Origin of the sequence: Kitasatospora dryopteridis, assembly GCF_050749075.1 — a bacterium.
GTDB lineage: Bacteria > Actinomycetota > Actinomycetes > Streptomycetales > Streptomycetaceae > Kitasatospora.
The window spans coordinates 5,191,088-5,217,162 of record NZ_CP192749.1 but is presented as its reverse complement, the minus strand read 5'-3'; the positions used below and the strand labels follow the sequence as shown (position 1 = coordinate 5,217,162).

At 74.1% G+C, this 26,075-nt stretch carries 16 protein-coding genes; 4 read left to right on the top strand and 12 right to left on the bottom strand.

Annotated features, from left to right (window positions below; translation table 11 throughout):
• The first annotated feature begins 103 nt into the window (after positions 1-103).
• From ACQ614_RS23655 to ACQ614_RS23640, 4 genes are all read left to right on the top strand, one after another.
• On the top strand, positions 104-2,170 hold the full coding sequence (locus ACQ614_RS23655) for a PIG-L family deacetylase (protein ID WP_431680656.1): 2,067 nt from the start codon (positions 104-106) through the stop codon (positions 2,168-2,170).
• Between the two features lie 210 nt (positions 2,171-2,380).
• Complete coding sequence (locus tag ACQ614_RS23650; protein ID WP_431680654.1) at positions 2,381-4,957, top strand: YfhO family protein; 2,577 nt, start codon at positions 2,381-2,383, stop codon at positions 4,955-4,957.
• Positions 4,958-5,026: 69 nt separating this feature from the next.
• The gene (locus tag ACQ614_RS23645; protein WP_431680653.1) at positions 5,027-5,995 is read left to right on the top strand and encodes a glycosyltransferase family 2 protein; all 969 of its coding nucleotides are present in this window, start codon (positions 5,027-5,029) and stop codon (positions 5,993-5,995) included.
• Positions 5,992-6,441 carry a GtrA family protein gene (locus ACQ614_RS23640; RefSeq protein ID WP_431680652.1) on the top strand — a complete coding sequence of 150 codons (450 nt, stop codon included), beginning with the start codon at positions 5,992-5,994 and terminating at the stop codon, positions 6,439-6,441. Before ACQ614_RS23645 ends, ACQ614_RS23640 begins: the two co-directional genes overlap by 4 nt.
• Here the strand turns inward: ACQ614_RS23640 and ACQ614_RS23635 are convergent.
• The 12 genes from ACQ614_RS23635 to gatA all read right to left on the bottom strand — a co-directional run bounded on the left by ACQ614_RS23635 (position 6,382) and on the right by gatA (position 26,075).
• Positions 6,382-9,648 carry a S8 family serine peptidase gene (locus ACQ614_RS23635; RefSeq protein WP_431680650.1) on the bottom strand — a complete coding sequence of 1,089 codons (3,267 nt, stop codon included), beginning with the start codon at positions 9,646-9,648 and terminating at the stop codon, positions 6,382-6,384. The two genes, ACQ614_RS23640 and ACQ614_RS23635, sit on opposite strands and share 60 nt — an antisense overlap.
• A 187-nt stretch (positions 9,649-9,835) precedes the next feature.
• Entirely contained in the window at positions 9,836-9,994 is a 159-nt protein-coding gene (locus ACQ614_RS23630) for a hypothetical protein (RefSeq protein ID WP_431680648.1), read from the bottom strand.
• A 309-nt stretch (positions 9,995-10,303) separates the two neighbouring features.
• Complete coding sequence (gene serA, locus ACQ614_RS23625) at positions 10,304-11,884, bottom strand: phosphoglycerate dehydrogenase (RefSeq protein WP_431680647.1); 1,581 nt, start codon at positions 11,882-11,884, stop codon at positions 10,304-10,306.
• 216 nt (positions 11,885-12,100) lie between these two features.
• Positions 12,101-13,099: a ketol-acid reductoisomerase gene (gene ilvC / locus ACQ614_RS23620; protein ID WP_030272412.1), complete on the bottom strand. Its 999-nt coding sequence runs from the start codon at positions 13,097-13,099 to the stop codon at positions 12,101-12,103.
• 107 nt (positions 13,100-13,206) lie between these two features.
• A complete protein-coding gene (ilvN, locus tag ACQ614_RS23615) occupies positions 13,207-13,731 on the bottom strand; it encodes an acetolactate synthase small subunit (protein WP_263107951.1) in 525 nt (174 codons plus the stop codon).
• Between the two features lie 36 nt (positions 13,732-13,767).
• Entirely contained in the window at positions 13,768-15,621 is a 1,854-nt protein-coding gene (locus ACQ614_RS23610; protein ID WP_431680646.1) for an acetolactate synthase large subunit, read from the bottom strand.
• 294 nt (positions 15,622-15,915) lie between these two features.
• Entirely contained in the window at positions 15,916-18,936 is a 3,021-nt protein-coding gene (locus ACQ614_RS23605) for a putative bifunctional diguanylate cyclase/phosphodiesterase (protein ID WP_431680645.1), read from the bottom strand.
• 315 nt (positions 18,937-19,251) lie between these two features.
• A complete protein-coding gene (locus ACQ614_RS23600; protein ID WP_431680643.1) occupies positions 19,252-22,278 on the bottom strand; it encodes a helix-turn-helix transcriptional regulator in 3,027 nt (1,008 codons plus the stop codon).
• A gap of 119 nt (positions 22,279-22,397) precedes the next feature.
• Positions 22,398-22,586: a hypothetical protein gene (locus tag ACQ614_RS23595; protein WP_431680642.1), complete on the bottom strand. Its 189-nt coding sequence runs from the start codon at positions 22,584-22,586 to the stop codon at positions 22,398-22,400.
• A 225-nt stretch (positions 22,587-22,811) separates the two neighbouring features.
• Positions 22,812-24,314, bottom strand: coding sequence for an Asp-tRNA(Asn)/Glu-tRNA(Gln) amidotransferase subunit GatB (gene gatB, locus ACQ614_RS23590; protein WP_431680641.1), 1,503 nt, complete (start codon positions 24,312-24,314; stop codon positions 22,812-22,814).
• A 31-nt stretch (positions 24,315-24,345) separates the two neighbouring features.
• Positions 24,346-24,585, bottom strand: a complete 240-nt coding sequence (locus tag ACQ614_RS23585; protein ID WP_363491587.1) for a hypothetical protein — start codon at positions 24,583-24,585, stop codon at positions 24,346-24,348.
• Positions 24,582-26,075, bottom strand: a complete 1,494-nt coding sequence (gatA, locus tag ACQ614_RS23580) for an Asp-tRNA(Asn)/Glu-tRNA(Gln) amidotransferase subunit GatA (RefSeq protein ID WP_431680640.1) — start codon at positions 26,073-26,075, stop codon at positions 24,582-24,584. Before gatA ends, ACQ614_RS23585 begins: the two co-directional genes overlap by 4 nt.

The window sequence follows — 26,075 nt, the reverse complement described above, 5'->3', positions numbered from 1 at the left end:
ACATTCGCGGATACGGCGGACGCAATGGGGGCCCCGAAGACGTACCGGACTGCTCCGTTAAAATCCGACAGATCTGCACGGGGAATTCACGGGGGACTGCACTATGGGGGGTCCGATCAGCAGACGCCGCGCGCTCTGGCTGACCGGTGGGGCGCTGGCGCTGCCCGCGGCCGGCTGCGGTGTCTGGCTGGGGGTTCGCGAGGACCGCACGCCCGATCCGGAACCGGACGGGCCGACGCGGGTGACCGGCATCGCCAATCACAGCATCACACAGTCGTTCGTGCACGTCATCGCGCATCCGGACGACAATCTCTACTTCATGAATCCGGACCTCGACCATGCGCTCGCCTCCGGCGCCGCCTGTGTCACGGTCTGCCTCACCGACGGCGAGTCCGACGGCCGCAACGTCCTGCACTCCGAGCTCGGCCGGGTCGCCCGGGCCGACCGGCCCGCGTACACCCGGGCCCGGATCAACGGACTGACCGCCGCCCTCGCCCTGCTCACCACCGGCGACGAGAACAGCCCGTGGGACACGTCGCTGGTCAGCTACCTGGACGGCCGCCTGGTCGAGCAGCACACGCTGCGGGCCGCCCCGCAGGTCCAGCTGATCCTGCTCGCCCTGGTGGAGGCCCGGTCGGTCAGCCTCCCCCGTGCGGAGAGCCTGCGCGGCCTGTGGCTCGGCGAGACCGACTCCCTCGACACCCTGCCGCCGGTGCGCAGCGGCCTCCCGCCGGGCGCCGGCTACAGCCGCGAGCAGCTGATCGCCACCCTGCACGCCGTCCTCGACCACTTCCGGCCCACGGTGGTGCGCACCCTCGACCCCAACCCGGACCACTCCCCCAAGCCCCCCAAGGACCCGCGCAGCGGCCACGTGTACCTGGACCACCAGGACCACACCTACTCCGCGTACTTCGCGCAGGCCGCCCTCGCCCGGCACTGGGCGGGCGACCGGGCCAGGAACGGCACCGTGGAGCACTACCTCGGCTACGTCAACGCCGCGCTGCCGCACAACCTCGACCAGGCCGCGGTCGGCCGCAAGGTCCTCGCGCTGAACAGCTACGGCTGGGCCGACAACCGCCGCTGCGGCGACCCGGCCGGCTGCGGCGACCGCAAGGTCGGGGCCGGCGCACTGCGCAACGGGTGGGCGCAGTCCACCCGTTACCGCGCCCCCGGAAGCGGCGCCTGGCTGCAGCCGCTGGCCGACGGCCGACTGGCCGCCTTCGGCCTGCTGAACGGCTCCGCGGTGCACTGGGTGCAGTCCGAACACGGCTGGGCCGGCCCGCGCCGGATCGCCGGCAGCGGCCTGGAGGGCCAGCTGCAGGCCGTCCGGCAGGCCGACGGGCGGATACGGCTGCTCGGGGTGCGCACCGTACTGCGGTACGCGGCCGCCGAGCACCGCCGCGAGGTGGTCACCTGCGTGCAGACCGGTCCGGACGCGTTCGGCCCCTGGGAGAGCCTCGGCGCACCGGACGGCCCCGACCCGGTGCGCTCCATGGAGTTCGGCTACCCCATCGGCGCGGCCCTGCCCGACGGCACCGTGCAGGTCGCCGCCCGCACCTGGGGCGGCTCGGTCGCCGTCCGCACCACGGACGGCCCCTGGACGGCGCTGGCCCTGCCTCCGGCGGCCGGCGGAGGCGTCCAGGACGGCCTGGGCGCCGTCGTCGACGGGCTCGGCAACACCCACGTCTTCGCGCCCGGCGCGCGCACCGTCGTGCACTGGGCCTCCGACGTCCCGGGCGGCCCGCTTCGCCCCGCGCCGCCCACCGGGCTGCCGGTGCCGGCCGGGCCGGTCACCGCCGAGCTCGGCGAGGAGGGCGCGCTGCGGGTGCGCTTCCGCGAGCCGAAGAGCGCCCGGGTGCTGACCGCCGAGCGCGCGCCCGGCTCCGAGGCCTGGCGGGTGGTCTCCGAGTCGGCCCCGCCGGGCGGCTTCGGACGGATCGCCGCCACCGCCGGGGCGCTGGCCGTGCGCGACGACCGGGGGCGGACGGCGCTGCGCGCCGAGGGCCGCGACTGGCAGCACGACGGCCCGCTGCTCTCCCACACCCCCGCACTGGCGGCCGACTCCGACGGCCGGCTGGTCGCCGCGGCGCTCGGCTGCGACGGCCACCTGTACACCGCCCGCCAACCGGTGCCCGGCGCCCCCTTCGGCGCCTGGAACCAGGCCGGCTAGGCGCGCCGTCAACGCAGTCGGGTGCCCCGTGGGGAGCACGGTCGCGCTCGAGGGTGACCGCCCGCGTGCCCGTGCGGGCCGTGATCGGGCGGTCCGGGCGTTGCATATGCTCGGTCCGCATCCCCCGCACCCGCGTCGGCCGCCGCGTGCCCGCCGGCCGGTCCCGTACGACCCCTTCGGCCCGCCAGGGCCAGGCAGGAGCACCGCGCAGTGAGCCAGCGATCGGCCCCGGCCCGCCCGCGAGTCCGCGAGGCGGAGGAGGAGGCGCCGCCGCTGCCCCGCCGCACCCGCGGCCGCGAGGCGCAGGCCGCCCTGCTGGCGGCGGTGCTGGCGATGGGCGCGTTCTGCCTGGCCACGGCCCTGCGCGGGACCTATCCCTTCGGCGGGCGGTCGCGGGCGGTGAACGACCTGGGCAACCAGTTCGTGCCGTTCCACGCCCACCTGTGGGACCTGATGCACGGCGAGTCCACCGGTGACCTGCTGTTCAACTGGAACAGCGGCTACGGCGCCCCCTTCCTGGGGGACTTCGTCACCTATCTGATGAACCCGTTCTCCTGGCTGGTCGGGCTCTTCCCGCGGGACGCGGTCGGTTTCCCCGTGTTCCTCGTCACGCTGCTGAGCATCGGCCTCGGCTCCGCCACGATGACGGTGCTGCTGGGCCGGCTGGTGCCGGGCAGCCCGTGGCCGCGCGCGCTGCTCGCGGTCGGCTACGGGCTGTGCGCCTGGGTGCTGAACGACGGATCGCCGGACCCGATGTGGATGTGGGGCCTGGTCTCGCTGCCGGCGATCGGCCTGGCCTGCGACTGGTGCCTGCGGGAGCGCCGCTGGGTGCTCGGCACGCTGCTGGTCGCGGCCGCCTGGGCGGGCAACTTCTACACCGCGGCGATGGCAACCGTCGCCTCCGGCCTGGTGCTGCTGCTGCGCCTCGCCCTGGCCGACGGCTCGCGGCGGGCGCGGCTGCGGACGGCCGGCCGGGCCGCAGGCATGTTCACCGTCGGCGTGCTGCTGGCGGCACCGGCGATGACCGTCTCGCTGAAGGCCAGCAAGGCCTCGCAGCCGGCGCCGCTCGCGACCTACGAGGGCGCGCCCGGCCTCACCGACTACCTGGCGCAGCTGCTGCCGGGCGGCCGCTCGGACCACTCGGTGCCGAACGTCTTCGTCGGCATGCTCGCGCTGCTGCTGGTCGCGGCGCTGCCGTTCCACCGCCGGGTCCGCCCGGCGGAGCGGATCGGCTGGTACGTGCTGCTGGTGGCGGTCGGGGCGAGCTTCGTGTGGGAGCCGACGATCCTGCTGTGGCACGGCCTGGCGATCCCCAACGGCAGCCCGTACCGGGCCTCGTTCGTGCTGAGCGGTCTGCTGGTGATGGCCGCCTGGGCCTCGCTGGCGCGCCGCCCTGACGTGCCCGCGCTGCTGGGCGGCGCCGGGCTGGTGGCGCTGCTCGCGCTGGCCGGGCACGGGCAGAGCTCGGTGCGCTGGTCGACCTGGATCGAGGTGGGGGCCGGCGGCGCCCTGGTGCTGGGTGCACTGCTGGCGCTCGCCCGGTGGCGTGCGCGCCCGCTCGTGCGCCGGTACGCCGGCGCGGTGCTGGTCCTCGCTGTCTTCGCCGGGGCCGCGCACACCGCTCATGCGGTGACCGGGATCCGCGACCGGCTGCCGTTCTACCAGCCGCGCACCACGGTCTCCGCCGAGTCGCTGGCCGCCCGGGACGCGCTGCGCGAGGCCGACGACTGGCCGCACAGCCGTACCGATCCGGGCCCGCACGAGTTCGCCAACAACGACCCGCTGCTGCTCGGCGGCCAGGGCGGCTCGTACTACAGCAGCTACCTGCCGGCGGTCACCGCCGAGATGCTGCAGGGCCTCGGCGCGGGCTGGTACATCCAGGGCCGGCACACCCTCAGCCCGGCCGACCCGGTGGGGCAGGCGCTCTTCGGCGTCACCACCCGGCTGGACTCCACCGGCCGGCCCGGCGGCTTCGCGGTGAAGCACGCCCCGGCCGCGCCGCTGGTCACCGTGCACCCGGCGGCGGCCCCGGACACCCGCTCGGTGTGGAGCCGCCAGGAGTCCCTGCTCGGCGCGAGGGTCTACGAGACCCCCGAGCCGGAGTGGACGGCCGGGCCGCGGCCGGTGCGCTCGGCCGACGGCGGCTGGAAGGTCCCGGCCACGCCGAAGGGCCGCGCCTGGACGACCTTCACCGCCGCCTGCACCCCCGGGCGCACCGCCTTCCTGTACGCGCCCTGGCTGGGCGGCACGGTGACCGGCCCGAGCGGCTCGTACACCAGCTGGGGCCGGCAGCCGATGACGGCGATGCCGATCCGCGAGCTCGGCCCGGTGCCGGCCGACGGGCGGCTCACCGTGCAGCTGCGCGCCTCGGCGAAGGCGGAGATCCCCGGGCTGCCGCTGGGCTGCCTGGACCGCTCCGCCCTGGACTCGGCGCTGCGCGGGCTGCACGGCGCGACGAGGGTCACCACGGGCGGCCACACCCTGACCGCCGAGCTCCCGGCGGGCTCCACCGGCACCGCGCTGATCTCGGTACCGGCGGTGGACGGCTGGCGGTGCTCGGTGGACGGCCGCCCGGCCGCGGCTCCCCGGTCGGTGCTCGGCATGATGGGCGTCGACCTGGGCGCCGGCGCCTCGGAGGTCTCCTGCGGCTACCGCCCGCCGGGCCTGCTGCCGGGTCTCGCGGCGAGCGGCGCGGCCGCGGCGGTACTGCTGGGCGTGGCGCTGCTCACGCGGCTGCGGGGCCGCGGCGGGCGGACGGCCGACGGCGGCCCGGTACCATCTGTGTGAAATCAGACAGGCAGGGCGAGGGGGCAGTGCTTTCGGCCACCGACTGCGTCAATGGCCGGAGGTGACCTGGTGCGACTGTCCGTGGTGGTGCCCTGTTTCAACGAGGAAGCGGTGATCGAGCTCTTCGACACCGCGATCCGCGGGAGCCTGGACGCCCTGCCGGTCGAGTACGAGCTCTGCTACGTCGACGACGGCAGCGCGGACGGCACCCTGGAGCGGCTGCGCAAGATCGCTGCCGAGTACCCGGACACCACCCGGTACGTCTCCTTCAGCCGGAACTTCGGCAAGGAGGCCGGCATGCTGGCCGGCCTGCGGGAGGCCACCGGCGACGCCGTGGTGCTGATGGACGCCGACCTGCAGCACCCGCCGGAGCTCGTCGAGCGGATGCTGGAGCTGTACGACCGGGGCCACGACCAGGTCATCGCACGCCGCACCCGCGAGGGCGACCGGCCGGTGCGCACCGCGGTCAGCCGGCTCTACTACCGGATGGTCAACCGCTGGGTGGACGTCGAACTCCAGGACGGGGTCGGCGACTTCCGCCTGCTGTCGCGGGCCGCGGTGGACGCGCTGCTGTCGCTGCCGGAGTACAACCGGTTCTCCAAGGGCCTGTTCTCCTGGATCGGCTTCGACACCGTCACCTTCGACTACCAGAACGTCGCCCGCGAGGCCGGCGAGACCAAGTGGCACTTCGGCGCCCTGCTCAACTACGGCATGGACGGGCTGATCTCGTTCAACAACCGGCCGCTGCGGATCGCCATCTACCTGGGCCTCGCCCTGGTAGGCGTGGCCGCGCTGTACGCGGCCTGGATCACCGGGGTGGCCCTGGTCGACGGCGTCGACTCCCCCGGCTACGTCACGCTGATCGTGGCGATCGTGGGCCTGGGCGGCCTGCAGATGGTGATGCTCGGACTGATCGGCGAGTACATCGGCCGGATCTACTACGAGACCAAGCGCCGGCCGCACTTCCTCGTCAAGGAGACCAACGTGCCGCGGGCCGCGTTCCGCGCGGAGAGCCACCGCACAGGAGAGGCAGTATGAGGCCGCAGTTGTGGCAGGTCGTCAGGTTCGGCCTCGTCGGTGTCGTCAACACGGCGACGTTCTACCTGCTGTACCTGGTGATCCACCCGTACCTGCCGTACTTCGCCGCGTTCAGCGCGGCGTTCTTCCTGAGCATGGTCGGGTCGTTCTTCATGAACACCTACTTCACCTACCGGACCCGGCCGACCTGGCGGAAGTTCCTGCTGTTCCCGCTGCCGAACATCACCAACTACCTGGTGCAGAGCGGCGGCGTGTTCGCGCTGGTGGAGTGGGCCCGGGTGGACGACCGGATCGCGCCGCTGCTGGCGGCAGTGGTCGCGATCCCGATCACCTACGTGCTGTCCAAGCTGGTGCTGACCGGGCGGGGCGAGGGCCCCGCGGCCGGCTCAGCCAAGAGTGACGACCTCGGCCCGGCGCCCGTCCGGGTTGAGGTGGTGGAGCAGTAGCAGCCTGGCGCCGGCGGCCGCCCGGGTGACCTGGAGGACGCTGCCGGGCCGCTCGGCGACCGCGACGGCGGCCGGCCCGTTCACCCCGTCCCTGATGTCCAGCGCCGGGTGCAGGACGTCCAGCGACAGGGTCGGCCGCCCGCCGGTGAGGCCGATCGAGCCCAGCACGTCCTGTTCGGTCGGCGTGCCCGGCACGACCTGGCCCGTCCACAGCGCGTAGCGGACGGTGCTCGCGCCCGGGCGCAGGCCCGGCAGCGCGGAGAGCCGGACGGGCAGCACCACGGCGTCGCCGTCCAGCAGGCCGGTGTCGGTGTCCCCCCAGCGCGCGTTCAGCGGCTGGACGTCGAGCTCCTTGCCGGTGCGGGCGTCCGTGGTGCGGGCCACCAGGACGTCGCTGCCGCGCAGCCGGTGGGCGGCGACGATCGCGTCGGTGCGGCCGTCCCCGTCGGTGTCCAGCGAGGCGCGGACGCCGAACAGGCCGACCGGGCTCGCGGCGGGCTCCCACAGTGCGGCGGCCAGGTAGAGGGTGCCCTCGGCGATCGGGTCGCCGTGCGCGGGGGCGTCGCTGGCCGCGCCGGCGTAGCGCAGGTTGGCGGTGCGCTCGCCGGGGCGTTCCACGCAGATGTCGTCCTGCTCGCCGGCGGTGGCGCAGTCCGGCCAGCGGGCCGCCTCGCCGCCGTGGACGAAGGCGCTGAGCAGGCCGGCGCCGCCGGAGGTCGGGGCACCGGATCCGGCCAGGGCGAGCAGGCTGCCGGTCGCCCGCCCGGAGGCGAGCAGGGGGCCCGCCGTGAGGTCGGAGGCGGCCCGCGGTGCGGCGAACAGCGGCACCCGCAGCTGCGGCAGCGCGGTGTCGGCCGGGGTCAGCAGCAGCCGGCCGGAGAGCTCCCCGCGGTAGCTGCGGGCGTGCCCGGCCTGGGTGAGGGCGAGCGTCGGGTCGGGGGTGCGGCCGAGGCTGCCGGGCACCCGGAGGGTGACGGTGACCCGGGCGGTGCCGCCCGGCTCCACGGTGACCCGGGAGGGCGTGATGCCGAAGGAGGCGCCGGGCAGCTCGGTGGCCGGGGCGTAGCCGGTGGTGTAGTCGACCGGGCCGTCGCCGTGGTTGCGGATCTCCACCTGGCGTTCCAGGGCGGTCGGGCCGGTGACGGCGACCGGTCCGAAGGAGAGCCCGACGGCGCCCTCCACCGCGCCCTCGCCGGCGGCGTAGGCGACGGCGGGGGTGGCGACGGCGGCGTCGACCCGGGCCCGGCCGGCGCCGGTGCGTTCGGGGCCGTACACCGGGCTGTCCGGGTCGGCGCCGTACCGGGTGTCGACGGAGGTGTTCATCAGCGCGGCCTTGACGTCGGCGACCGGCCAGTCGGGGTGCGCGGCCCGGACGAGCGCGGCGAGGCCGGCGACGTGCGGGGCGGCCATCGAGGTGCCGTCCTCGCGCATGCCGCCGCTGCCGCTGCCGGCCTTGGCGGACCAGACGGTCTCGCCGGGGGCGGCGACGTCCGGCTTGACCAGGCCGGGCACGCCGATGCCGCGGGAGCTGAAGGCGGTCAGGGTGTCGGTGCGCTGCGGGAGGTCCTGGGAGACGGCGCCGTGCAGGGTGTTGCCGGGGCCGGCCAGCCGGACGCGGACGGGGCCGGCGGCGGCCGCCGCGGTGAGCGGTTCGGCGTCGGTGCGGGCGAGCAGGACGGCGGGGATGCGGTCGTTGCCGGCGATCTCGGCGAGGGCGTCGCCGTCGGCGGCGAACACGGCGCCCACCGCGCCGGCGTCCGCGGCGTGGTCGGCGCGCGCGGCGGAGCCGCAGGCCCGGTCGGAGTCCCGGCTCTTCCAGTCGAGGAGGGCGATGCGGCCCTTGAGGCGGGCGGCGTCGGCGGCGCCGAAGGCGGTGCAGCCGTCGGCCTGGTCGGCGGGCAGGGCGAGGTCGGCGACGACGTCCTGGGTGGACCAGCCGGTGTACTCGGCGCTCCAGTGGCCGGGGACGACCCCGGCGAGCGCCTCGGGGGCGAGCACCCGGATGCCGTCGGCGTCGCCGTGCGGGTCGACGGAGGCGGCGACGGCGACCACCCGGGCGGCGGTGCCGGGGCTGCCGCCGATCCCGTACACGTCGCCCTCGTTGCCGGCCGAGGCGACCACCACGGTGCCCAGGGCGGACAGCTTGTCGGCGGCGAGCGAGTCGGCGTCGTCGGGGCTGCCGAAGCCGCTGCCGAGGGAGAGGTTGACCACGTCGAGGCGGTCGGTGAGGTCGCCGTCGCCGTCCGGGTCGGCGGCGAGGTCGAGGGCGTTCGCGAGCTGGTCGGTGGAGCCGTCGCAGCCGAAGACGCGGATCGCCCAGAGGGTGGCGCCCGGGGCGGCCCCGGGGGCGACCAGGAAGCCGGCCGGGTCGAGGCCGGGCCGGTAGGGGCCGGGGTAGGGCTTGCCGTCGCGGGTGACGCCGAGGCCGGCGGCGGTGCCGGCGACGTGGGTGCCGTGGCCGTTGAGCGCGCAGTCGATCGGGTTGGCGTCCGGGTGCGGGACGGGCTGGTAGTGCGCGGAGGACGGGTCCGGGTTGTAGTCGTCGCCGACGAGGTCCCGGCCGCCGGTGACCTTGGCGTTGGGGAACAGCCCGGCCGGTGCGGCCTTCGCGCCGTCGACGGCGGCGAAGGCCTCCGGGGTGCCGGGGCCGCCGAAGTCGGCGTGGGTGTAGTCGATGCCGGAGTCGACGACGCCGATCCGCACGCCGGTGCCGGTGTTGCCGCTCGGCCCGGACCACACCTCGGGCGCGCCGGTGAGCGGCACCGAGTGGCCGTTGTCGCGGTGCTTGAGGGCGATCCGGTGGACGGCCCGGACGCCCGGCAGGGCGGCCAGCCGCGGCACCGCGCGCGGGGGCACGCTGACGGCGAGGCCGCTCAGCAGGGTCTGGGTGCGGTAGACCACCCGGGCGCCGGGGGCGGCGGCGCGGACGCTCCCGGCCAGCCGGTCGGCGGCCCCGGCGGCGCGGGCCCGCTGCTCGGCACCGGCCGCGGCCGCGGCGGCCCGGACGGCCTCCGGGGAGCGCCGCTGCCGCCGGGCGTCGGCGGCGGCCCGCTGCCAGGCGGGCGCGGCCGCCTCGGTGTCGAGCTCCAGCAGGACGGTGACGGGTGCGCCCGGCGGGGCCGGGGCGCGGCCGGCGGCCGGTTCTGCCCAGGCTGCGGGGGCGGCGAAGGTGACGAGGGCGAGCGCGAGGACTGCGGGCGTACGCACGGGAGCGGTCTCCCCGGCAGGGGTGGCCTGATCCTGCGGCCGCCCGCACCGCGCGGACGTCGATCACCCTCCCGGACGCCCCAAATTAGGATCATCGCGCCGGGGTGGGCGAGCCCTTTCCCTCGTGGGGGTCGACTGTGCACTCGTTCAGGTGACGGTACGTCAGTCTTTCGGCCCAGCGGGGTCGTCAGTGCAGGTGATGACCCGTCACGCCGCCGTTGTCGCGGCGGTCGAGGGCGCGCTGCAGGGCGTCGGCCGCGAAGCGCGGGGTGGGCTCGGTGCGCCGGCGGCGGCGCGGGGCGCGGGTGTCGGGGGCGGTGGGGGCGTGGCGGTCTGCGTGGGGCATACCGGCTCCTTGGTGCGTGCGCACCTGCTGCAGGGCGCGAGGAATGGCGGAGGGTGGGTACGCCGGGCAGGGGTCGCCTGCCGGTGCGCGTACGGGCGCACACGGGCCACGTCCCTGGGCTTGCAGGGGTGGCTCACCGTATGGCCCTTTCACGGTACGACGCCGGAGCGAGGATGTCTGCACGAATAGTTGGATTTCCTAGTATCTGAGACGCGGACGCCGGCCGGCCGGCCTCCGGCGTCCCCCGAACGCAGCAGGGCCCGGACCGCCGAAGCGGTCCGGGCCCTGGTCACAGGCCTTGATGCAGGCTCAGCCGAGGTTCACCGCGCGGGCGAACTTGGCGCCGATCTCGGCGGAGATGGCGTTCAGCACGTCCTGCGAGATCTCGCTGTCGACGGTGATCGAGGCGAGCGCGCCGGAGCCGTCCCGGGCGACCTGCATGCCCGCGATGTTGATGCCGGCGTCGCCGAGGATGCGGCCGAGGGTGCCGACCACCCCGGGGCGGTCCTCGTAGGTGAAGAAGGCCATGTGGTCGGTGAGCGCCACGTCCACGTCGAAGCCGTCCACGCCGACGATCTTCTGGACCTGCTTCGGGCCGGAGAGGGTGCCCGAGATGGCGACCTCCTCGCCGTTCGCGAGGGTGCCGCGGACGGTGATGACGTTGCGGTGCTCGGGGCTCTCGCTGGAGGTGGTCAGACGGACCTCGACGCCGCGCTCCTGGGCGAACAGCGGGGCGTTGACGTAGGACACCGTCTCGTCCACCACGTCCTCGAACACGCCCTTCAGCGCGGAGAGTTCGAGCACCTTGACGTCGTGCTGGGTGATCTCGCCGCGGACCTCGACGTCGAGCCGGACGGCGACCTCGCCGGCCAGCGCGGTGAAGATCCGGCCGAGCTTCTCGGCGAGCGGCAGGCCCGGGCGGACGTCCTCGGCGATCACGCCGCCCTGGACGTTGACCGCGTCCGGCACCAGCTCGCCGGCCAGCGCGAGGCGCACCGACCTGGCGACGGCGATGCCGGCCTTCTCCTGGGCCTCGTCGGTGGAGGCGCCCAGGTGCGGGGTGGCGACCACGTTGTCGAAGGCGAACAGCGGCGAGTCGGTGCACGGCTCCTTGGCGTACACGTCCAGGCCGGCGCTGGCCACCCGGCCGTCCTTGAGGGCACTGGCGAGCGCGGCCTCGTCGACGATGCCGCCGCGGGCCGCGTTGACGATGCGCACGGTCGGCTTGACCTTGTGCAGCGCCTCGTCGCCGATCAGGCCGATGGTCTCCGGGGTCTTGGGGAGGTGGACGGTGATGAAGTCCGAGACCTCCAGCAGCTCCTCCAGCGAGACCAGCTTGACGCCCATCTGGGCCGCGCGGGCGGCCTGGATGTAGGGGTCGTAGGCGACGATCTTCATGCCGAAGGCGGACATGCGCTGCGCGACCAGGACGCCGATCCGGCCGAGGCCGACCACGCCGAGCACCTTCTCGGAGAGCTCGACGCCGGTGTACTTGTTGCGCTTCCACTCGCCCTGCTTGAGCGCGGCGTTGGCCGGCGCGATGTTGCGGGCGACGGAGATCAGCAGGCCGCAGGCGAGCTCGGCGGCGGTGACGATGTTGGACGTCGGCGCGTTGACGACCATCACGCCGGCCTTGGTGGCGGCGGAGACGTCCACGTTGTCCAGGCCCACGCCGGCGCGGGCGACGACCTTCAGCTTCTTGGCGGCGGCCAGGGCCTCGGCGTCCACCTTGGTGGCGGAGCGGATGAGGATCGCGTCCACGTCGGCGATGGCGGTCAGCAGCTCGGTGCGGTCCGCGCCGTTGCAGTGGCGGATCTCGAAGTCGGGGCCAAGGGCGTCGACGGTGGCGGGCGACAGCTCTTCGGCGATGAGTACTACGGATTTGCTCACGACAGTGTGTCCTTAACTGTCCGGTTCGCCCCGGCACGAGGGTGGCGTGACCAGCGGGGGAAGGTGGCATGCCGCGTAGCTAGACGCACGACGCTGTGGGCCTGACGCGCACTCGGAAGTGTATCGGCGGGCTTTGGGGCGGGCTGCTCCCGTCCGGAGAAATCACCCGGACGGGAACAGCCGAGTTGTACAAGGGGGATGACCCCCGGGAGGTGCTTACGCCTCCTCGTCGACCCAGCTCATGAGCTTGCGCAGCTTCTTGCCGGTGGTCTCCAGCAGGTGGTCGGCGTCGGCGTTCTTGTACTCGTTGTACTTCGGCAGGCCGGCCTTGTACTCGGCGATCCAGGTGTTGGCGAAGGTGCCGTCCTGGATCTCCTCGAGGACCTTCTTCATCTCGGCCTTGGTGTCGGCGGTGATGATGCGGGGGCCGGTGACGTAGTCGCCCCACTCGGCGGTCTCGGAGACCGACCAGCGCATCTTCTCCAGGCCGCCCTCGTACATCAGGTCGACGATGAGCTTCAGCTCGTGCAGGCACTCGAAGTAGGCGATCTCCGGCTGGTAGCCGGCCTCGACCAGGGTCTCGAAACCGGCCTTGACCAGGGCGGCGGTGCCACCGCAGAGGACGGCCTGCTCACCGAACAGGTCGGTCTCGGTCTCCTCGGTGAAGGTGGTCTTGATGACGCCCGCCTTGGTGCCGCCGATGCCCTTGGCGTAGGACAGGGCCAGCGCGAAGCCGTTGCCGGTGGCGTCCTGCTCGACGGCCACGATGCACGGGACGCCGCGGCCCTCCTCGTACTGGCGGCGGACCAGGTGGCCCGGGCCCTTCGGGGCGACCATGCAGACGTCGACGTCCGCCGGGGGCTTGATGAAGCCGAAGCGGATGTTCAGGCCGTGGCCGAAGAACAGGGCGTCGCCCGCCTTCAGGTTCGGCGCGATGGACTCCTCGTAGACGTCGGCCTGGATCGGGTCCGGCACCAGGATCATGATGACGTCGGCCTCGGCGGCGGCCTCGGCGGGGGTGACCACGCGCAGGCCGGCCTCCTCGGCGACGGCCTTGGACTTGGAGCCCTCCTTCAGGCCGACGCGGACGTCCACGCCCGAGTCGCGCAGGGACAGCGCGTGGGCGTGGCCCTGGCTGCCGTAGCCGATGACCGCGACCTTGCGGCCCTGGATGATGGACAGGTCGGCGTCGTCTTCGTAGAACAGCTCGGCCACGGGGGCACATCTCCTTGCAGTGATGGTGATGCCGGGTGGTGCGGTCTCCACCGTAGGTGACCCGGCGGGGGTTTCGGGGCGGTGCTTCAGGGGGTGAGACGACCTGGCTACGCGCTGCGGTCGAGGGCGCGCAGCGAGCGGTCGGTGATCGAGCGGGCGCCCCGCCCGATCGCCACCAGGCCGGACTGCACGAGCTCCTTGATGCCGTACGGCTCCAGCATGCGGAGCATGGCCTCCAGCTTGTCGGAGCTGCCGGTGGCCTCGATGGTCACCGCGTCCGGCGAGACGTCGACCGTCTTGGCGCGGAAGAGCTGGACGATCTCGACGATCTGCGAGCGGGACTCGGCGTCCGCGCGGACCTTGACCAGGACCAGCTCGCGCTGGACGGCCTGGCTCTGGTCGAGCTCGACGATCTTTATCACGTTGACCAGCTTGTTGAGCTGCTTGGTCACCTGCTCCAGCGGCAGGTCCTCGACGTTGACCACGATGGTCATCCGGGAGATGTCCGGGTGCTCGGTCGGGCCGACGGCGAGGGAGTCGATGTTGAAGCCCCGACGGGAGAACAGCGAGGCGATCCGGGCGAGGACGCCGGGCTTGTTCTCGACCAGGACGGAGAGGGTGTGCTTGGACATGGTGGTCATGGACTCTCTATCGGAAGGTCGGGGCCGTCAGTCGAGGTCGTCGCCGAAGTCGGGGCGGACGCCCTTGGCGAACTGGATCTCGTCGTTGCTGGTGCCGGCGGCCACCATCGGCCAGACCATGGCGTCCTGGTGGACGATGAAGTCGATGACGACCGGGCGGTCGTTGATCTCCATCGCCTGCTTGATCACGGCGTCCAGGTCCTCCGGGCGCTCGCAGCGCAGGCCCACGCAGCCCATCGCCTCGGAGAGCAGGACGAAGTCCGGGATGCGGGTGCCCTGGGCCGGCGGCTCCTTGCCGTCGTGCTCCGGGCCTGCGTGCAGGACGGTGTTGGAGTAGCGCTGGTTGTAGAACAGCGTCTGCCACTGGCGCACCATGCCGAGGGAGCCGTTGTTGATGACGGCGACCTTGATCGGGATGTTGTTCAGGGCGCAGGTGACGAGCTCCTGATTGGTCATCTGGAAGCAGCCGTCGCCGTCGATCGCCCAGACCGCGGTGTCCGGCTTGCCGGCCTTGGCGCCCATCGCGGCGGGGACGGCGTAGCCCATGGTGCCCGCGCCGCCGGAGTTGAGCCAGGTGGCCGGCTTCTCGAAGCGGATGAACTGACTGGCCCACATCTGGTGCTGGCCGACGCCCGCGGCGTAGATGGCGTCCGAGCCGACCAGCTGGCCGATCCGCTCGATGACCTGCTGCGGCGACAGTTCGCCGGCGGGGGCGGGCTCGTAGCCCAGCGGGTAGGTCCGCTTCCACTCGTCGAGCTTGCTCCACCAGTCCGCGTAGTCGCCCTTGTGGCCGGCGTCGTACTCGGCCTGGACGGCGACGATCAGGTCGGCGATGACCTCGCGGGCGTCGCCGACGATCGGCACGTCGGCCGGGCGGTTCTTGCCGATCTCGGCGGGGTCGATGTCGGCGTGGACGACCTTGGCGTTGGGGGCGAAGCTGTCCAGCCTGCCGGTGACGCGGTCGTCGAACCGGGCGCCGAGGGTGAAGAGCAGGTCGGCCTTCTGCAGCGCGGTGACGGCCGGGACGGAGCCGTGCATGCCGGGCATGCCCAGGTGCTGCGGGTGGCTGTCGGGGAAGACGCCGATGGCCATCAGGGTGGTGACGACCGGGGCGCCGGTCAGCTCGGCGAGGATGCGCAGCTCGGCGCTGGCCCGGGCCTTGAGCACGCCGCCGCCGACGTAGAGGACCGGCCGCTTGGCGTTCACCAGCATCTTCGCGGCCTCGCGGATCTGCTTGGCGTGCGGCTTGGTGACCGGGCGGTAGCCGGGCAGCGAGGTCTCGATCGGCCAGCGGAAGACGGTGGTGGCCTGCAGGGCGTCCTTGGCGACGTCGACGAGCACCGGGCCGGGGCGGCCGGTGGCGGCGATGTGGAAGGCCTCGGCGATGACCCGGGGGATCTCGGCCGGGTCGGTGACCAGGAAGTTGTGCTTGGTGATCGGCATGGTGATGCCGCAGATGTCCGCCTCCTGGAAGGCGTCGGTGCCGATCGCCTTGGAGGCGACCTGGCCGGTGATCGCGACGATCGGCACGGAGTCCATGTAGGCGTCGGCGATCGGGGTGACCAGGTTGGTGGCGCCCGGGCCCGAGGTGGCCATGCAGACGCCGACGCGGCCGGTGGCCTGCGCGTAGCCGGTGGCGGCGTGGCCGGCGCCCTGCTCGTGGCGGACCAGGATGTGGCGCACCTTGGTGGAGTCCATCAGCGGGTCGTACGCGGGGAGGATCGCACCGCCGGGGATGCCGAAGACCGTGTCTGCGCCTACGGCTTCGAGGGAGCGGATGAGCGACTGCGCTCCGGTCATCGTCTCGACGGTGGTCTGCTGACCCGGAGCGTGGGCTGCCGGGGTGTCCCCGCGGCGGGGGGATGCGGCGTGCTCAGTCATCTGCCTGTCTCTTCTCGGGTTCTGCCGGCCCGGGCAGCTGAGGGTCCTGCCGTGCGTCGGGCCGGTAAGCCGGCTCTGCCCCAATCGTCCCGATTTGCGGCGCTTGGGGCCAGTGGTCTTGCAGGGGTGGAACAGTTCGCGTGCAACAAAAAACCCCTCGTGCCCAGGGCATGCGAGGGGTGGCGCGTCGGTCTGTCTGGAGCGGAGCACGGGGCCCACTCAGCCGACGCGCCCGCCAAGTACGAGAATTCGGGTGCGCATGGCACCGACCTTCCTCCCCCGCGGCAGCGGGTGTCAAGCTGGTGGGACGGAGGTCTCACCATGCGGACCCCCGGACGGACCGCCCACGGCATGGCGTTCCGGCAGGTCGGACGGGGTGTGGTGGTGCCCGACCCGGGCTGCGGGCGGCTCGGTGCGGCCACTCGTACGGGTGTCCGGTCCGAGGTGCGACCGGCGGCCCGTGGACGCCCCGACCGGGCGCGGCAGCGGGTAGGACCGGCGGGCCAGCGCCCGGCGCAGCCGCGGCTCGTCCAGCGGCGGGGCGAAGACCGGGCCCTGTGCCTGCCGGCAGCCCAGCTCCTGGAGCACCGCGGCCTGCCGGGGGTGGTCGACGCCCTCGGCGGCGGTGACCAGGCCGAGGTCCCGGCCGAGCCGGAGGGCGTGCCCGGCCAGCGCCCGCGCGAGCGCGGAGTCGGCGACCCCCTGGACGAGGCTGCGGTCGAGCCTGAGGGTGTCGAACGGCAGCCGGGCGAGCGCGCCGAGCGAGCCGCCGCCCGCGCCGAAGCTGCCGACCGCGGTGGACACCCCGAGCCTGCGGAGCGCGGCGAGCCGGCGGCCGAGCTCGTCGGCGGTGCTGTCCGGGCCCGTCCTGGCGACCTCGACGACCAGCTGGTCGGCGGGCAGGCCGGTCTCGCGCAGGGCGCCCGCCACCGTCTCGTACAGGCCGGGCGAGCAGATCCGCTCGGCGGTCAGCCGGACCCAGACCGGCACCGGGCCCGGCAGGTCGCGGCGGCGGGCGGCCGCGGCGGCCACCGCCTCCTGGAGCAGCCAGCGGGCGAACCTGGCGGCCGCGTCCCCGTGCTCGGCGGTGCGCAGGAACTCCGCGGGGGTGAGCAGCAGGCCCTGTGCGGACCGCCAGCGGGCCTGTGCGTCGACGCCGGCCACCAGGCCGGTGGCAAGGTCCACCACGGGCTGGTGGAGCAGGGTGAAGCCGCCCTCGCGGACGGCGGTGCGCAGCCGGGCCTCCAGTTCGGTGCGGCGCTCCACCTCGGAGCGCATGCCGGGCCGGTAGAGCACCACGCGGCCCTTGCCCTGGGACTTGGCGCGGTACATGGCGAGGTCGGCGTTGCGCATCAGTTCGTCGGCGGCGGCCTTCGGGTCGGCGACGGGGGCGGTGTCGCGCGGGGCGAAGGCGATGCCGATGCTGGCGGCGACGCCGAGCTCCGTGCCGCCGATCCAGTACGGCTCGGAGAGCGCGGCGCGGACCCGCTCGGCGAGGTCGCGGACGCGGTCGGGGCCGAGCCGGCCGCAGACCAGGACGGCGAACTCGTCGCCGCCGAAGCGGGCCACGGTGTCGTCGGCGCGGACGGCGCGGCGCAGCCGTCCTGCGGCCTGGACGAGCAGTTCGTCGCCGGCCTGGTGGCCGACGGTGTCGTTGACCGCCTTGAAGCCGTCGAGGTCGAGGAAGAGGACGGCGGCGCCGCCCGGGTCTCCGGCGCGCTCGCCGCGGCCGTCGGCCCGGCCCGCGCCGAGCGCGGCCTTCAGCCGCTGCACGAACAGGGCGCGGTTGGGCAGGTCGGTCAGCGGGTCGTGGAAGGCGTTGTGCTGGAGCTGGGCCTGGAGCCTGACCCGTTCGGTGACGTCCCGGCTGTTGAGGATGAGGCCGTCGCGGTGCTTGTTGACGGTGGACTCCACGTGCAGCCACTCGCCGGTGCCGGAGCGGATGCGGCACTCCACCCGGGCGGAGGGCTCGGTGCTCTCGGCGAGTCCGGGCAGGTGCCGGCGGGCCAGGAAGCGGCGCACCTCGCGCAGCACCCGCTCGATGTCCTCGGGGTGGACGAGGTCGAGCAGGTTGCCGCCGACCAGCTCCTCGGGGTCCCGGGAGTAGACGCCGAGGGCGGCGGGGCTGATGTAGGAGAGCACGCCGTCCCCGCCGGCGATCATGATGACGTCGCTGGAGCCCTGGACGAGCGAGCGGAAGTGCGCCTCCTTGTGGGCGAGCTCCTGGGCGAGCGAGAGGTTGTCGAGCAGCATCACGCCCTGCCGGACGATCAGGGCGAGACCGACCGTGCAGGCGGCGGCGAGCACCACCCGGTCGAGCGGGTGCCCCTCGCCGAGCGCGTTGTAGAGGATGCCCGCGGTGCAGACGGCGGCCGCGGCGTACGGGGTGAGGGCGCTGAAGGTGGAGGCGACGCGGCGGCGCGGGAGGCCGCCCGCCGAGGGGTGCTCGCGGGAGGAGCGGCGGGCGTCCGGCGACCAGGGGGCCCAGGCGAGCAGCAGGCTGCCGGCGAACCAGCCGGCGTCGAGCAGCTCCCCGGAGTGGTAGTTGCTGCGCAGCTCGGGGGAGGTGAACAGGGCGTCGCAGACGACGGTGACGGCGAGCGCGACCATCGCGGTGTGGACGGCGGCGCGGTTGCCGTCGCGGCGCCGGAAGCGCAGCCCGACGACCAGGCTGACCAGCAGGATGTCCATCACCGGGTAGGCGAGCGCGAGGGCGACCTCCAGCGGGTCGCCGGCCTGGCCCTGGGCGGTGCGGCCGAGGGCGAGGCTCCAGCTGAGGGTGAAGAGCGAGCCGGCGACCAGCCAGCCGTCCAGCAGCAGGCAGAACCAGCCGGCCGGGGTGCGGGGGCGCTGGGCGAGCACCAGCAGGCCGGTGATGGCGAGCGGGGCGAACAGCAGGAAGGCGTAGTCGGCGGGCGAGTCCTGTGGCAGCGGGGTGCCGAGGACGACCTCGTACCAGCCCCAGGCGCCGTTCCCGAAGGCCACCACGGCGGAGGCGAGGCCGAAGAGCAGCCAGGCGGAGCGGGCCGGGCCGCCGACCCGGAAGCTGTGCACCAGGCAGGAGGCGGCGGCCGCGGCGGCGGCCGCGGCGAGGCCGAAGTCACCCATGACGAGCGAGACCCCTCGGGAGCCCCAGCCGAGGGCCGCCCCGGTGGTGTATCCGGCGCACAGCAGGACCAGCAGGGCTGCGGGTCTGCCGATGCGGCCGGTGGCGCGGGTGAGGGCCCTGGAGAGCGTGCGGCGGGACGGGGCGGGCTCGTGCCGGGGTGCGGGGGCGGGGGCCGCGGCGGACAGCACCGCATCGGTGGAGTTCACTCGACATCTCCCCCTCCGGCCCGGGGCTCGTCCGCGCCCGGACCTCGGCTGTGCGGCGGCGCCGGCGCGGTCTGACGCCACGTCACCATCGTGTCGCAGGGGGCCTTTTCCGCCGTGCCGCACCGGTGTTCCCACTCGGGACACTACACCACTGCCGTCACTCAACGGCACGCCCGCTCAACTTAGAGTAATGACCGGAGGGCCGGTGGCAGCGCTGGTCCAGTCCTTCCGGGTGGTGTCGGCAGCGCACGGACGAGGGGCGCGCATCCCCGCGCGCCCCTCGCGCCCCCCGTTCGGCTCAGCGGGCGGGCGCCGTCAGGCCGGCGTCCCGGCGCCGAACAGCCGCAGCCGGTAGGCGACCGCCGCCGCCTCCCCGCGACCGTTCACCCCGAGCTTGGCGATGATGTTCGAGACGTGCACGCTGGCGGTCTTCGGCGAGATGTAGAGCTCCTCGGCGATCTGCCGGTTGGTGCGGCCCAGGGTCAGCAGCCGCAGCACGTCGCGCTCGCGCGGGGTGAGGCCGAGCGCCGGCTCCTCCTCGGCCGGCTCCCCGCCCTCCCGCTCCGCGGCGGGGCCGCCGGTGAGGCGGGCCCGCTCGGCGAAGTGCGCGGCCTCCTCCTCCAGGTACCGGTCGCCGCTGGCCCGGGCGGTGTCGGCGGCCTCCTTGAGCAGCCGGCGGGCCTCGTCCCGGTGGCCGCCCGCGGCCGCGCTCTCGGCGGCCCGCAGCAGGGCCAGGGCGAGCGGGCCCGGCAGGCCGACCGGCCGCAGCAACGCGATCGCCGCGGCCCAGTGCTCGCGGGTGTCGAGCCCCTGGGCGCGGGCGAGTTCGCCGTCCAGCAGCCGGGCCCAGGCCCGGTGCAGCGGCACCTGGGGGTCGAGCCGGGCGGCGGCCTCGGCGATCCGCCGCAGCACCACGGGCCGGCCGAGGTCGGCGGCGGGCAGGCCGCGCGAGTCGGCCTCGGCGCCGGCGCCGTGGACGAGCAGCGGGAGCATCAGCGCCTCGTGGCCGGCCGTGAGGTCGAGGTCGAGCGCGACGAGCAGTTCGGCCCGTGCCTCCAGCGGCCTGCCCTGCCGGGCGTGGATGCGCACGGCCAGGGTGGTGGAGGGGAGCACGTTCTGCGGCTGTCGGGAGAGGTCCGCGGCGCGGGCCCGCCGGTTGAGCTCCGCGGCCTGGTCGAGGTCGCCGGCCAGGAAGCTCAGCTCGCCGCGCAGCCGGTCCAGGAACTCGTGGTACGGGTCGAGCGGGGGTCCGTACTCCCAGGAGTCCAGGGTCGCGGCGGCCTCGGTGCACCGGCCGAGGGAGATCAGCGCCTCCACCAGGTTGCCGGTGAGGCAGCCGCCCGCGGTGCCGAGCAGGCCGGTGCGGCCGGCCACCTGGAGGCCCTCGCGGGAGGCCTCCAGGGAGTCCGCGGACCGGCCGAGGCTCTGCAGCATGCACGACCGGTTGTTGAGGCCCCGGCAGAGCACGTCCGCGGCGCCCAGCTCGCGGGCCCGTTCGATGGCGTCGGCCAGCAGGCCGAGCGCCCGCTCCGGCTCGCCGAACTCCTCGTAGAGCCCGGCCAGGGTGATCCGGGCGTGCTGCTCGACCGCGTCGGCCCCGACCGCGCGGGCGATCTCGGCGGCCTGCTCGGCGACGCCCATGTGCGAACGGTCGGGGTTGCCGAGCATGCCCTGGGCGGCGTCCATGGCCAGCACCTCGGCCTGGACGGCGGACGGGCCGAGCCCGGAGACCAGCCGGTACGCGTACTCGATCTCCCCGCCGCCGGGCCGCTCCAGGTGGCCGCAGGTCTTGGCGAGCTGCACCCGGAACCAGGCCGCGCGGGCCGGGTCGCGGTCCTCGTCCACCAGGGCCAGGGCCCGCTTCACCAGGGCGACGGCACGGTCCCAGTCGCCGCTGCGGCGGGCCGCGACGACCGCCTCGGCCAGCACGTCGACGAACTGCAGGCCGGCGCAGGACGGCTCGTGGGCCTCCCCGGTGCAGCCGCACGACGGGTAGGTCTCGGCCCGGTCGCGGGGGCGGACCGGGACGGCGCGGACGGTGTCGGGCACCTCGTCCCACAGCTCCAGGACGCGTTCCAGCATGCGCAGCTGCTCGGCGAAGGCGTTGCGGCGGTGGGCCTGCAGGGCCGCCTCCAGGGCGGTGGGCAGGGCGCTGGCGGGCTCGTGCGCGTGGTACCAGTAGTTGGCCAGGCGGGCCGCGCAGGCCTCGCCGCGGACGAGGCCCGGGTCGGCGTCGAGCACGGTGGCGAAGCGCCGGTTGATGCGGTGCCGCTCGCCGGGCAGCAGGTCGTCGGAGACGGCCTCGCGGACGAGGGCGTGCCGGAAGCAGTAGCCGTCGCCGTCGATGTCCGGCCGCAGCACGCCCGCGCCGACGGCGGTGCGCAGTGCCTCGATCAGCACCTCCTCGGAGCCGTCGAGGACGGCGGCGAGCAGGTCGTGCTCCACGCAGGTGCCGCCCTCGGCGGCGATCCGCAGGATGTGCTGGGTGTCGTCGGGCAGCGTCTCGACGCGGACGAGCAGGATGTCGCGCAGGGTGTCGGGGATGCCGGCCGTGCAGCCCTCGCGCTGGGCGCTGGCGAGCTGCTCGACGAAGAACGGGTTGCCCTCGGCCCTGCGGTGGACGCGGTCGACCAGGACGCGGTCGGGCGACTCGGTGCCGAGGATGCCGGCCAGCTGGGCGGCGACCTCGGCCGGGCCGAACCGCTCCAGCTCCAGCCGCTGGACGGTGCGCAGCCGTTCGAGCTCGGCCAGGTAGGGGCGGAGCGGGTGGCGCCGGTGCAGGTCGTCGCTGCGGTAGGTGGCGACGACCAGGACGCGGGCCCGGTGCAGGGTGCGGATCAGGTAGGCGAGCAGGTCCCGGGTGGAGCGGTCGGACCAGTGCAGGTCCTCGACGACGAGGACCAGCGTGCGGTCCTCGGCGAGGCGCTCGACGAGGCGCACGGTGTGGTCGAAGAGGCGGGCGCGGCCGAACTCGTCGTTGAGACCGGCGTCGGGCTCGCCGAACTCCGGCAGCAGCCGGGCCAGGTGGCCCTCCATGCCGGCCGCGGCCTCCTCGAAGGCGGGGCCGAGTTCGCTGTGCAGCCGGCGCAGGGCGGTGGCCAGCGGGCCGTACGGCAGGCCCTCGGCGCCGACCTCCAGGCAGCCGCCGACGGCCGCGACGGCCCCCGGCGCCCGGACGCCGTGCAGGAACTCCTCCACCAGGCGGGTCTTGCCGATGCCTGCCTCACCGCCGACGAGGACGGCCTGGGGCTCACCGGCCCCGGCCCGGACCAGCGCGGTTGCGAGGAGCTCGGTCTCTCGGCTGCGGCCGACGAAGACCGGGCTGACCGAAATCTGCTCCATGCTGGCGAGCATGGCACAAGGTGCGGACACGAACTGAGATGCGGTCCCAGGGTGTGGACGGCCGACGGAGAGGGCGCCCGTGGCGTCCTCCCCGTCCGTGTCCCCGGAGCCGCGGGCCATCAGCATCCCGCCGGTCCGACGGTCTGCAGCGGCGCTGCCGGGGCGGCGTGCCGCAGGCTCCGGGCGAACCGGCGCAGTGCTCCGACGTGCGGCCCTCCGGCTTGAGCGGCCTGCCGGGCCATCCGCTCCAGGTGTGCCCGGTGCTCGAGTTCCGCCTGGCGCTGCATGAAGAGCTCGTACTCCAGCATGGCGCTTCTCCTCGTCTCGTCCCTGGGGGGCTTCCCGGTTTCGAGACTCCTCCCCCAGGGGGGCCGGGCACATCGGCAGCCTGCCGGATCTTCCAGGGGCGGCGGGCTCAGGAGGGCGGCCGCAGGGACAAAGAAGGCCCGTGCCCACCCCTTAGAAGGGGCGGGCACGGGCCCTGCGGTGCGGTCGGCCGCCTCTGAGGTACCTCAGAGGCGGCCCCGGGGGCCTCAGGCGCCGAGGCGCTCCAGGATGAGGTCCTTGGCGCGGGCGGCGTCGGCCTGGCCACGGGTGGCCTTCATGACGGCGCCGACGAGGGCGCCGACGGCCTGCACCTTGCCGTCGCGGATCTTGGCGGCGACGTCCGGGTTGTCGGCGATGGCCTGGTCGACGGCCGCGCCGAGCGCGGAGTCGTCCGAGACGACGGCCAGGCCGCGCGCGGCCACGACCTCGTCCGGCTCGCCCTCGCCGGCGAGGACGCCCTCGATGACCTGGCGGGCCAGCTTGTCGTTGAGCTTGCCCTCGGCGACCAGCGCGCAGACCCGGGCGACCTGGGCCGGGGTGATCGGCTGGTCGGCGAGCTCGGTGCCGGTCTCGTTGGCGCGGCGGGCGAGCTCGCCGAGCCACCACTTGCGGGCCTGGTCGGCCGGGGCGCCGGCGGCGACGGTCTCCAGGATCGGCTCGACCGCGCCGGCGTTCAGCACGGCCTGCATGTCCTTGTCGGACAGGCCCCACTCGGCCTGCAGCCGGGCCCGGCGGATGCGCGGCAGCTCGGGCAGCGTGGCCCGCAGCTCCTCGACCCATTCGCGGGAGGGGGCGATCGGCACCAGGTCCGGCTCGGGGAAGTAGCGGTAGTCCTCCGCCTCCTCCTTGACCCGGCCCGAGGTGGTGCTGCCGTTGTCCTCGTGGAAGTGGCGGGTCTCCTGGACGATGGTGCCGCCGTCACCGAGGACGGTCGCGTGCCGCTGGATCTCGAACCGGGCGGCCCGCTCGACGCTGCGCAGCGAGTTGACGTTCTTGGTCTCGCTGCGGGTGCCGAACTTCTCGGTGCCGTTGGGGCGCAGCGACAGGTTGACGTCGCAGCGCATCTGGCCCTTGTCCATCCGGGCCTCGGAGACGCCCAGGGCGCGGATGAGCTCGCGGAGCTCGGCGACGTACGCCTTGGCGACCTCGGGGGCGCGCTCGCCGGCGCCGACGATCGGCTTGGTGACGATCTCGATCAGCGGGATGCCGGCCCGGTTGTAGTCGAGCAGCGAGTGCGAGGCGCCGTGGATGCGGCCGGTGGCACCGCCGACGTGGGTCGACTTGCCGGTGTCCTCCTCCATGTGGGCGCGCTCGATCTCCACGCGGAAGACCTCGCCGTCCTCCAGCTGCACGTCGAGGTAGCCGTTGAAGGCGATCGGCTCGTCGTACTGGGAGGTCTGGAAGTTCTTCGGCATGTCCGGGTAGAAGTAGTTCTTCCGGGCGAACCGGCACCACTCGGCGATCTCGCAGTTGAGGGCGAGGCCGATGCGGATCGCCGACTCCACGCCGACCGCGTTGACGACCGGCAGCGAGCCGGGCAGGCCGAGGCAGGTGGGGCAGGTCTGCGTGTTGGGCTCGGCACCGAGTTCGGTGGAGCACCCGCAGAACATCTTGGTCCTGGTACCCAGCTCGACGTGGACCTCAAGGCCCATCACCGGGTCGTACGAGGCCAGCGCGTCCTCGTACGAGACCAGACTGATGACGCTCACAGCGTTTCCTTCACTTCTTCTTGGAGGTCCGTCAGCCGAGCAGCACGTCGTCGTCGCCGAGCCGCCGGAGCTCGCGGACGAGGAGCGCGGTGCCGGTGATCAGGGCGGCGGCGCCGACGAGGGCGTTGATCAGCTTGAGCGTGTCGTTCTCGGACCGGGCCTTCTTCACGTCCTTGGCGATGGAGACCGCCCCGAACGCGCTGGTGCCGATGGACAGCCACAGGCCGGGCTTGCTGTGCTTGAAGCCCTTGGCCTTCTCGATCCTGCTCACAGTGCCGGTGCCTCCTCCAGCAGGGGGTGTCCCCACTTCTCGTTGAGAGCGGCCTCGACGGCGCCGCCCACGCGGTACAGGCGGTCGTCCGCCATCGCGGGAGCGATGATCTGCAGGCCGACCGGGAGATTGTCCTCCGGGGCCAGGCCGCAGGGCAGCGACATGGCCGCGTTGCCCGCCAGGTTCGACGGGATGGTGCACAGGTCTGCCAGGTACATCGCCATCGGGTCGTCGGCGCGCTCGCCGATCGGGAAGGCGGTGGTCGGCGTGGTCGGGGAGACGAGCACGTCCACCCCGGCGAACGCGGCGTCGAAGTCCCGCGAGATGAGCGTCCGGACCTTCTGCGCCGAGCCGTAGTAGGCGTCGTAGTAGCCCGAGGAGAGGGCGTACGTGCCGAGCATGATGCGGCGCTTCACCTCGGGGCCGAAGCCGGCCTCGCGGGTGAGGGCGGTGACGTCCTCGGCGCTGCGGGTGCCGTCGTCGCCGACCCGCAGGCCGTAGCGCATGGCGTCGAAGCGGGCCAGGTTGGAGGAGGCCTCGCTGGGCGCGATCAGGTAGTACGCGGGCAGCGCCAGGGTGAAGGACGGGCAGGACACCTCGACGACCTCGGCGCCCAGCTCGCGCAGCAGCTCCACCGACTCGTTGAAGCGCTGCATCACGCCGGCCTGGTAGCCCTCGCCGCCGAACTCCTTGACGACGCCGATCCGCATGCCGCGGATGTCGCGCATCCTCGCGGCCTCGACGACGGCCGGCACCGGCGCGTCGATGGAGGTCGAGTCCAGCGGGTCGTACCCGGCGATGGCCTCGTGCAGCAGCGCCGCGTCCAGCACGGTGCGGGCGCAGGGGCCGCCCTGGTCGAGCGAGGAGGAGAACGCGACCAGGCCGAAGCGGGAGATCGCGCCGTAGGTCGGCTTCACACCGACGGTGCCGGTGACGGCGCCGGGCTGGCGGATCGAACCGCCGGTGTCGGTGCCGATCGCCAGCGGGGCCTGGTAGGCGGCCAGCGCGGCCGCGGAGCCGCCGCCGGAGCCGCCGGGGATGCGGGAGAGGTCCCACGGGTTGCCGGTCGGGCCGTAGGCGGAGTTCTCGGTGGAGGAGCCCATCGCGAACTCGTCCATGTTGGTCTTGCCGAGGATGACGACGCCGGCGTCCTTCAGACGGGTCGTCAGGGTGGCGTCGTACGGCGGCACCCAGCCCTCGAGGATCTTCGAGCCACACGTGGTCGGGATGCCCTTGGTGGTGAAGACGTCCTTGAGCGCGAGCGGGACGCCGGCCAGCGGGCCGAGCTCCTCGCCACGGGCGCGCTTGTCGTCGACGGCGCGGGCGGCCTTCAGCGCGCCCTCGGTGTCGACGTGCAGGAAGGCGTTGACCTTCTTGTCGACGGCCTCGATCCGGTCCAGGTGCGCCTGGGCGACCTCGACGGCCGAGACCTCGCCGGCGGAGATCGCGGCAGCGGTCTCGGCAGCGGTGTACTTGATCAGCTCGGTCAT

What these genes read in the sequence shown, in the direction of transcription:
- ACQ614_RS23655 (WP_431680656.1), top strand. Translation starts at nt 104, where the DNA reads ATGGGGGGTCCGATCAGCAGACGCCGCGCGCTCTGGCTGACCGGTGGG.
- ACQ614_RS23640 (WP_431680652.1), top strand. Translation starts at nt 5,992, where the DNA reads ATGAGGCCGCAGTTGTGGCAGGTCGTCAGGTTCGGCCTCGTCGGTGTC.
- ACQ614_RS23630 (WP_431680648.1), bottom strand. Translation starts at nt 9,994, where the DNA reads ATGCCCCACGCAGACCGCCACGCCCCCACCGCCCCCGACACCCGCGCC.
- ilvN (WP_263107951.1), bottom strand. Translation starts at nt 13,731, where the DNA reads ATGTCCAAGCACACCCTCTCCGTCCTGGTCGAGAACAAGCCCGGCGTC.
- ACQ614_RS23610 (WP_431680646.1), bottom strand. Translation starts at nt 15,621, where the DNA reads ATGACTGAGCACGCCGCATCCCCCCGCCGCGGGGACACCCCGGCAGCC.
- ACQ614_RS23600 (WP_431680643.1), bottom strand. Translation starts at nt 22,278, where the DNA reads ATGGAGCAGATTTCGGTCAGCCCGGTCTTCGTCGGCCGCAGCCGAGAG.
- ACQ614_RS23595 (WP_431680642.1), bottom strand. Translation starts at nt 22,586, where the DNA reads ATGCTGGAGTACGAGCTCTTCATGCAGCGCCAGGCGGAACTCGAGCAC.
- gatA (WP_431680640.1), bottom strand. Translation starts at nt 26,075, where the DNA reads ATGACCGAGCTGATCAAGTACACCGCTGCCGAGACCGCTGCCGCGATC.